7 protein-coding genes and 1 pseudogene are annotated in these 8,263 nt (G+C 71.7%); 1 reads left to right on the plus strand and 7 read right to left on the minus strand.

Annotated elements, in window-relative coordinates; translation table 11 throughout:
* Together PROKR_RS36290 and glgX are read right to left on the minus strand one after the other, a co-directional pair.
* Positions 1-466 (minus strand): annotated as a pseudogene (locus PROKR_RS36290) (malto-oligosyltrehalose trehalohydrolase); the annotation flags it as partial.
* Between the two features lie 70 nt (positions 467-536).
* Positions 537-2,687, minus strand: a complete 2,151-nt coding sequence (gene glgX, locus PROKR_RS26120) for a glycogen debranching protein GlgX (protein WP_036969578.1) — start codon at positions 2,685-2,687, stop codon at positions 537-539.
* Between the two features lie 141 nt (positions 2,688-2,828).
* Here glgX and PROKR_RS26125 point away from each other — a divergent pair, with 141 nt between their 5' ends.
* Positions 2,829-3,074: a hypothetical protein gene (locus PROKR_RS26125; protein WP_020014587.1), complete on the plus strand. Its 246-nt coding sequence runs from the start codon at positions 2,829-2,831 to the stop codon at positions 3,072-3,074.
* 24 nt (positions 3,075-3,098) lie between these two features.
* Here the strand turns inward: PROKR_RS26125 and PROKR_RS26130 are convergent, their stop codons facing one another.
* The 5 genes from PROKR_RS26130 to PROKR_RS26150 all read right to left on the minus strand — a co-directional run bounded on the left by PROKR_RS26130 (position 3,099) and on the right by PROKR_RS26150 (position 7,977).
* Positions 3,099-3,356 (minus strand): hypothetical protein, encoded by a 258-nt coding sequence (locus tag PROKR_RS26130; RefSeq protein WP_020014591.1) that lies wholly within the window; start codon positions 3,354-3,356, stop codon positions 3,099-3,101.
* Positions 3,357-3,403: 47 nt separating this feature from the next.
* Entirely contained in the window at positions 3,404-4,579 is a 1,176-nt protein-coding gene (locus PROKR_RS26135) for a cystathionine gamma-synthase (RefSeq protein ID WP_036969580.1), read from the minus strand.
* Between the two features lie 37 nt (positions 4,580-4,616).
* Positions 4,617-5,984 carry a cystathionine beta-synthase gene (locus tag PROKR_RS26140; protein ID WP_036969582.1) on the minus strand — a complete coding sequence of 456 codons (1,368 nt, stop codon included), beginning with the start codon at positions 5,982-5,984 and terminating at the stop codon, positions 4,617-4,619.
* Positions 5,985-6,109: 125 nt separating this feature from the next.
* Positions 6,110-6,433, minus strand: a complete 324-nt coding sequence (locus tag PROKR_RS26145) for a DUF2277 domain-containing protein (RefSeq protein WP_036969584.1) — start codon at positions 6,431-6,433, stop codon at positions 6,110-6,112.
* 86 nt (positions 6,434-6,519) lie between these two features.
* Entirely contained in the window at positions 6,520-7,977 is a 1,458-nt protein-coding gene (locus tag PROKR_RS26150; RefSeq protein ID WP_051433384.1) for an MFS transporter, read from the minus strand.
* Between the last annotated feature and the right edge of the window lie 286 nt (positions 7,978-8,263).

An 8,263-nucleotide genomic window follows, 5' to 3' on the forward strand; every position in this document is an offset into this window, starting at 1 on the left:
GGGCCGGGCCGCGGGCCGGGTCGAAGGCCGCGACCGGCGCGAGCTCGACGCCGTCCACGCCGAGCCCGGCGATGGTGGGCAGCAGCTCCGCCGCGGCGTCCAGGGTGCCGTCGGGAGTGAAGGTCTCCACGTCCAGGTGCATGAGCACGCTCGTGGACAGGTCGGGCGGCGACCAGGAGCCGTCGGTCCACTCGAAGGCGGGGTCGAACACCCGGGTGGGTCCGTGGATGCCCTGCGGCAGCCACACGCTGCGGGGGTCGGGCAGCAGCGGGCCGCCGTCCACGGAGTACCCGTAGTCGGTGCCGTGCCCGAGCACGCTGTCGGCGCCCCAGTACCCGGGCTCGCCCGCGCCCACGAGACGCAGCGGCATGTGCTCGGGCTCCTCGTACGGGTCGTACGGGACGAGCACCTCGATGATGCGGGCGCGCGGGGCCCACACCACCGGTCTGGGCCCGGGAACAGGCATGTCAGGGCCAGGTCGGGGCGGTGGGGTGCTGCCTCCGGTTCCACTCCTCGGTCCGGTCACGGCCGACAGCCTAGCCCGGTGTTCCGGATGGGCGAGTCAGTACGACCACGCTGCGAGCGGTCACGGACAGACCCGTGCCGGCCTGGAGGGTGGTTCCCGGCTCGGCGCTGCCGTCCGTGTCCAGGACCACGGTCCAGGACGACCCGTAGGCGGCGGGCGGCAGGGTGAAGCCCAGGTCCTCGTAGTGGGCGTTGAGCAGCAGCAGGAAGGAGTCGTCGACCACGGCCTCGCCGCGCCTGCCGGTCTCCGTGATCGCGTCGCCGTTGAGGAACACGGTCACGGTGCGGGCGTAGGACTGGTTCCAGTCCGTGTCGTCCATCCGTGCGCCCGTCAGGTCCAGCCACTCGATGTCCGCCGGCCCGCCCGCGGCCCCCGGGGAGACCTGCCCGTCGAAGAACCTCCGGCGGTGCAGGATCGGGTGCTCGCGACGCAGGCGGACCGCCTGCCGGGCGAAGTCCAGGAGCGCGGCGTGCTCGGCGTCCAGCCCGTCGGGGCCGCCCCAGTCCACCCAGGAGAGCTCGTTGTCCTGGCAGTAGGCGTTGTTGTTGCCCTGCTGGGTGCGTCCGAGCTCGTCGCCGTGCGCGATCATCGGCACGCCCTGGCTGAGCATGAGGGTCACCAGCAGGTTGCGGCGCTGGCGGGCGCGGAGCTCGGCCACCTCGGCGTCGTCGGTGGGGCCCTCGACGCCGCAGTTCCAGGACCGGTTGTGGTTCTCGCCGTCCTGGTTGTCCTCGCCGTTGGCCTCGTTGTGCTTGTCGTTGTACGAGGTGAGGTCGGCGAGCGTGAAGCCGTCGTGCGCCGTGACGAAGTTGATGGACGCGCTGGGCATGCGGCCGCTGTGCTCGTACAGGTCGCTGGACCCGGTCAGCCGGGAGGCGAACTCGGGGAGCGTGGCCGGCTCGCCGCGCCAGAAGTCGCGCACCGTGTCGCGATAGCGACCGTTCCACTCCGTCCACAGCGGCGGGAACCCGCCCACCTGGTAGCCGCCGTCGCCCAGGTCCCACGGCTCGGCGATCAGCTTGACCTGGGAGATCACCGGATCCTGGTGCACGATGTCGAAGAAGGCGCTCAGCCGGTCGACCTCGTGGAACTGCCGGGCCAGCGTGGCCGCCAGGTCGAAGCGGAACCCGTCGACGTGCATCTCCTCGACCCAGTACCGCAGCGAGTCCATGATGAGCTGCAGCACCGCGGGGGAGCGCATGAGCAGCGAGTTGCCCGTGCCGGTGGTGTCGAAGTAGTGCGCCTCGTCGCCGTCGACCAGCCGGTAGTAGGCGGCGTTGTCGATGCCGCGGAAGCCCAGGGTGGGGCCCAGGTGGTTGCCCTCGGCGGTGTGGTTGTAGACGACGTCGAGCAGCACCTCGATGCCGGCCTCGTGCATCGCCTTGACCATGGCCTTGAACTCCATGACCTGCTGGCCGCGGCTGCCGTAGCCCGCGTACCCGTTGTGCGGGGCGAAGAACCCGATCGTGTTGTAGCCCCAGTAGTTGGTCAGCCCCTTGGCGGCCAGCGACGGGTCGGTGACGAACTGGTGCACCGGCATGAGCTCGATGGCCGTGACACCCAGGTCGGTCAGGTGCTCGATGATCGCGGGGTGGGCCAGCCCCGCGTACGTGCCGCGCAGCTCCTCCGGTACGTCGGGGTGCCGCATGGTCAGGCCCTTGACGTGCGCCTCGTAGATCACGGTCTCGTGGTACGGCGTGTCCGGCGGGCGGTCGTGCCCCCAGTCGAAGAACGGGTTGACCACCACGGAGACCATCGTGTGGCCCAGGGAGTCGGCGGCGTCGGGCGTGGTGCCCGTCGTGGCCTGCTCCACGTCCGAGAACGGGTAGGAGAACAGCGACGGGTCGGCGTCGAGGTCGCCGTCCACTGCCTTGGCGTACGGGTCCAGCAGCAGCTTGGCCGGGTTGCAGCGGTGACCCGACTTCGGGTCGTACGGCCCGTGCACGCGGTACCCGTACCGCGTCCCGGGGCCGACGCCGGGCAGGTACACGTGCCACACGTGCGCGTCGGTCTCGGTGACCTCGATGCGGGTCTCGGAGTCGTCGTCCGCCAGGAGGCACAGCTCGACCCGCTGCGCGACCGACGAGTAGAGCGCGAAGTTCGTCCCCGTGCCGTCGAAGGTCGCGCCGAGGGGGTACGGGCGGCCGGGCCAGGTTTGCATCGGACGATCATGGCACCCCCGCGCGGCGGGCGGGGGGAGATGCTGTGGTGGGCGTGCCGTGGTCGTGGAGGCTTTGGCTAGAATTCAAAATACTGTGCCAAGCGGATGTGCGAATCGGCCGATCCCTGCGAAGATGAGGCCATGATCACGGCGGAACCCCAGTCCACCAGTGACTCTGCCGATTCGGTCCCGACCGACCTCATCGACGAGTCCAACGCCTCCTACGCCCACATCGCGCCACCGGCCGTCCGCCGCGTCGCGACCCGCCGCGGCCTGCTCGGCGGCGGCGACGTCTCCAAGGCGCCGCGCAACCTGGCCGGCTGCGAGCTCGACCCCATCTCGGGCGCGTCGAGCGGTGTCTCCTGGGACGACCCTGACGAGCTCTGAGGCCCGGTTCTGAGGCGGTTCGCCTCAGCGGGGCAGCCGTTCCGGTCCCACCGGGATGAGCCGTGGCATGCCCGCGGGCGCCACCTCGCTGAGCGCGAGGTAGCGCGCCTCGGCGCGGTGCAGCCGGATGTGCTCGTCGAGCGACCAGTGGGGGCCGTTCGTGAGCGTCATGCCGCAGGAGCAGTCGATCTCCTCGCGGGCGCCGGGCAGGTGCCGCACCTGCCCCACGGTGACGTGGGAGGCGCGGGCGTCCGCCTTGGCGCGGTGCATCACGGCGCTCACGGGGGCATGTTCGGTCACGGCCCCCACCTTAGTTCTGCCGGGCGGGCTCAGTGGGCGGCGTGCGTGCGGTCCAGGGCCTGCAGCACGTCGTCCAGCAGGTCCGTCACGTCCTCCAGGCCCACCGACAGGCGCACGATCGACGGCGAGACCTCGGCCTCCGTGCCCCGCACCGACGCGTGGGTCATCGCACTCGGGTAGTTGACCAGCGACTCCACGCCGCCGAGCGACTCGGCCAGCAGGAACACCTCGGTCGACTCCGCGAACGTGCGCGCGGCGGCCTCGCCGCCGGCCAGGTCGAGCGAGATCATGCCGCCGAACCGTGACATCTGGTGCGCCGCGACCTTGTGCCCCGGGTGGTCCGGAAGGCCGGGGTACAGCACGCGCGCGACGGCGGGGTGGTGCACCAGGCGCTCCGCGAGGGTCTGCGCCGTCTCGGAGTGGCGCTGCATGCGCACCGACAGCGTCTTGATGCCGCGCGTGGTCAGGAACGCGTCGAACGGGCTGGAGACGGCGCCCGCGGCGAACTGCACGTAGCGCACCTGCTCCGCGAGCTCGTCGGCCCCCGCCCCCACGACGACGGCGCCGCCCACGACGTCGGAGTGCCCGCCCAGGTACTTGGTCGTGGAGTGCACCACGACGTCGGCGCCCAGGTCGAGCGGGCGCTGCAGCGCGGGGGAGGCGAACGTGTTGTCGACCACCAGGAGCAGGCCGTTCTCGTGCGCCAGCCCGGCGAGCGCGGGGATGTCGCTGATCTTCATCAGCGGGTTCGACGGCGTCTCGACCCACAGCACCTTGGACTCCGGCCGGATCGCGGCCCGCACGGCGTCGAGGTCGGCGGTGTCCACGGTCGTGTGCGCCACGCCCGCCTTGCCGTGGACGGTGCGGATCAGGCGGTGCGTGCCGCCGTAGACGTCGTTCGGCACCAGCACATGGTCGCCGGGGGCGACGACGGCGCGCAGCAGCGCGTCCTCGGCGGCCAGGCCGGACGCGAACGAGATGCCGTGCGCGCCGCCCTCGATCGCCGCGAGCTGCTCCTGAAGGGCCGTGCGCGTCGGGTTGCCGCCGCGCGAGTACTCGTAGCCGTCGCGCAGGCCACCGATGCCGTCCTGCGCGTACGTGGAGGTGACGTGGATGGCGGGGATCGCGTCACCCGTGGTCGGGTCGGTGTGCTGTCCCGCGTGGATGGCGAGCGTGTCGAAACGGCTCGGTCGGGCGTCGGTCATGGGAGGTCGGGTCTCTCTTCGATGGTGTGCGAGCGGTTCAGACCGCGAGGTAGTCGAGCAGGTCGGAGCGGGACACCACGCCGAGGGCCTTGCCGCCGTCGGTCACGAGCAGCGCGGTCTCGTCGGCGAGGGCCGCGCGCAGCGTCCCGACCGGTTCGTTGACGCCGATGAGCTGCAGGGGGCGGCCGATCAGGCCACCCACCTCGTCCGACAGGTTCGCCTTGCCGGCGAACACCCCGTCGAGCAGCTCGTCCTCGTGCACGGCTCCGGCGATCTCGCCGAGCACCACGGGCGGCTCCGCGGTCAGCACGAGCAGCTGGGAGACGCCCGACCGGGTCATCCGGTCGATCGCCTCCCGCACCGTGTCGGCCTGGTGCACGTAGAGCAGGGGCGGGGTGCGGTCGGCCTTGGCGGCCAGCACGTCCGCGACGGTGTGGTCCTCGATGGCGGGCGCGAACCCGTAGGACCGCATCCAGGTGTCGTTGAAGATCTTCCCGAGGTAGCCGCGGCCGCCGTCGGGCAGCAGGACCACGACGACGTCGTCCTCCGTGAGGTCGCGGGCGGCCCGGAGGGCGGCGACCACGGCCATGCCGCTGGAGCCGCCCACCAGGATGCCCTCCTCGCGGGCGAGCCGGCGGGTCATCGCGAACGACTCGGCGTCGCTCACCGCGATGATCTCGTGCGGCACGCTCGGGTCGTAGGCGGACGGCCAGAAGTCCTCGCCCACGCCCTCGACCAGGTACGGGCGGCCGGTGCCGCCGGAGTAGACCGACCCCTCGGGGTCGGCGCCGACGATGCGCACCCGGTCGCCCGAGACCTCGCGCAGGTAGCGGCCGGTGCCGGTGATGGTGCCGCCGGTGCCGACGCCGGCCACGAAGTGCGTCACGCGGCCGTCGGTGTCCCGCCAGATCTCCGGGCCCGTGGTCTCGTAGTGCGACCGGGGGCCGTTCGGGTTGGAGTACTGGTCGGGCTTGAAGGCACCAGGGATCTCGCGCACCAGCCGGTCGCTCACCGAGTAGTACGACTCGGGGCTGTCGGGCGCGACCGCCGTCGGCGTCACGACCACCTCGGCGCCGTACGCCGTCAGGACGTTGCGCTTGTCCTCTCCCACCTTGTCGGGCAGCACGAAGACGCAGCGGTAGCCGCGCTGCTGCGCCACCAGGGCGAGGCCGACGCCGGTGTTGCCCGACGTGGGCTCGACGATGGTCCCGCCGGGCAGGAGCTTGCCCTCGCGCTCGGCCGCGTCGATGATGCGGCCCGCGATGCGGTCCTTGGAGGACCCGCCTGGGTTGAGGTACTCGAGCTTGACCAGCACGGTCGCGCTGGTGACGCCCTCGGTCACGTGGGCGAGCCGGACCAGAGGGGTGTTGCCGACGAGGTCAACGACAGAATTGACGTACTGCACCTGTTTCTCTTCCTGTTCTGCACGCGCGACGGCGCGCGTGGGGGACTGACGGACCGGGGTGGGTGGTCAGTGACAGCAACAGGAGAGGTGTGCGAGCACGCGGCAACTGTAGCGGCGCGGGCCGCTCAGTGCGAGTGCGCGATGCCCAGCTCGTGCATGCGCTCGTGCTCCTCACGCTCCTTGATGCGCTGTGCGATCCGCGCCTGGACCTCGGCCCGGCGGAGCGGCGGCACGGTCTTGGGCGGCTGGCGGCGCTCGGGTAGCTCGTCGAGCAGGCGTGTCACGATGTCCGCGATCTCCTCGGTGGCACGCTCCACCGGGTCGCGGGTGGCGTCGCTCACCTTGGTCACGCCCGTGACCTTGCGCACGAACTGCAGCGCGGCGGCGGTGATCTCCTCGTCGGTGGCGGCCGGTTCGAGGCCGCGCAGCGTGGTGATGTTTCGGCACATGCTTAGACCGTACGCCGGACGACGCCCCCGGGGGAGAGGGCGCCGTCCGGCCTGCGCTCCGGTGGGTCGGGGCGGAGAGGCGCTGGTCAGTGCCCGCGGGTGGTCTCGCGCAGCCCCTTGACGGGGATCGTGGCGGCGATCGCCGCGGACACCACGGCCATCCCGCAGCCGAGCAGCAGGGCCACGCGGAACCCGCCCTCGGTGGGCAGGGTGTGCTCGCCGAACGTGGTGCTCATCCGGGCCAGGACGACGCCGATCACGGCGGCCGACACCGAGGTGCCGATGGACCGCATCAGTGCGTTGAAGCCGTTCGCGGCGGCCTTCTCGGAGGCGGGCACGGAGCCGAGGATGATCGCGGGCAGCGCGCCGTAGGCGAAGCCCACGCCGGCCGCCGCGACGAACGCCGTGGCCGACAGGCCCACGAGCGTGTCCATGAACAGCGTGGACAGACCGTAGCCGAGCGCCATGACGAGGCCGCCCAGCACCAGCGTCGTCTTGGGCCCGCGGGCCTTGGTGATGCGGGCGCCCAACGGCGACATGAGGGTCATCGCGATGCCCGACGGTGCCATCCACAGGCCCATCTGCAGCATGGACTGGCCCAGCCCGAACCCGGTCGCGGCCGGCGCCTGCATGAGCTGCGGCAGGATCAGCGACTGCGCGTACATGGCGAACCCGATCATGATCGAGGCCAGGTTGGTGAGCAGCACGGCGGGGCGCGCGGTGGTGCGCAGGTCGACCAGGGCGTCGCGCGTGCGCAGCTCCCACCAGCCCCACGCGAGGAGCACGACCACGGAGCCGGCGAACAGGCCGAGCACCAGCGGGCTCGTCCAGCCCCACTCGGCGCCCTTGGAGACGGCGAGCAGCAGGGCCACCAGGCCCGCGGCCAGGCCCAGCACGCCGACGTAGTCGAACGGGGCGCGCGCCTTCGCCTCGGCCGCCGGGGCGGGGATCGCCCGCCAGACGACGACGCCGACCACGACGGCGCAGGCGGTGATGAGCCAGAACAGGATGCGCCAGCTCGCGAACTCGGCGACGGCGGCGGCGAACGGCAGGCCGAGGGCGCCCCCGATGCCGAGCGACGAGCTCATCAGGGAGATGGCGCCGGCGGTGCGCTCCTTGGGCAGGAGGTCGTGCAGCATGCTGATGCCGAGCGGGATGAACCCGGTGGCCAGGCCCTGGAGGCCGCGGCCGGTGACCATGACGGGGACCGTGGTGGCCACGGCGCAGATCGCCGAACCGAGGGCCAGCGGTACCAGCGAGACCAGGATCATCTTCTTCTTGCCGTACAGGTCGCCCAGCCGCCCGGAGACGGGGGTGCAGATGGCGCCGACGAGCAGCGTGACCGTGATGATCCAGGACGTGTCGGAGGCCGGGGCGTCGAAGATGGTCGGGAGCGAGGCGATGATCGGGACCACGAGGGTCTGGGTCATCGCGACCACGATGCCGCCGATCGCGAGGATGGCGACGATGCGGTTCGGGTGGATCGCCGGGGCGGTGACCCCGGTGTCGGGCGGTGGCGCGGGGCGGGACGCGGTGGTCGTCACGAGTCTCCTCGAAAGATTGCTGTGCATCATGCACATTGGGGTTCGGCCTCAGGATGCCATATCTTGTGCATCATGCATAGGCATTAGCCCGTGCGGGATCGGAGGAAGACGACGATGACGTCAGCGATCGACGAGATCGAGTACGAGGGCATGCTGTTCGGGCGGCACCTGGCCGCGCTGCCCGCCGGCCGCACGCGCCGCAAGGGCGGGCAGCTCGACCAGAGCGCATACACGCTGCTCAGCCTGCTCGACGCCGGCGGGCCCGCCAGCCTCGCCGAGCTCGCGG

This window comes from Promicromonospora kroppenstedtii DSM 19349 (genome assembly GCF_000515355.1).
Taxonomy (GTDB): Bacteria; Actinomycetota; Actinomycetes; order Actinomycetales; family Cellulomonadaceae; genus Promicromonospora; species Promicromonospora kroppenstedtii.

Coding starts and splice junctions, on each gene's coding strand:
- PROKR_RS26135 (WP_036969580.1), bottom strand. CDS start 4,579: ATGACCGACGCCCGACCGAGCCGTTTCGACACGCTCGCCATCCACGCG.
- glgX (WP_036969578.1), bottom strand. CDS start 2,687: ATGCAAACCTGGCCCGGCCGCCCGTACCCCCTCGGCGCGACCTTCGAC.
- PROKR_RS26125 (WP_020014587.1), top strand. CDS start 2,829: ATGATCACGGCGGAACCCCAGTCCACCAGTGACTCTGCCGATTCGGTC.
- PROKR_RS26145 (WP_036969584.1), bottom strand. CDS start 6,433: ATGTGCCGAAACATCACCACGCTGCGCGGCCTCGAACCGGCCGCCACC.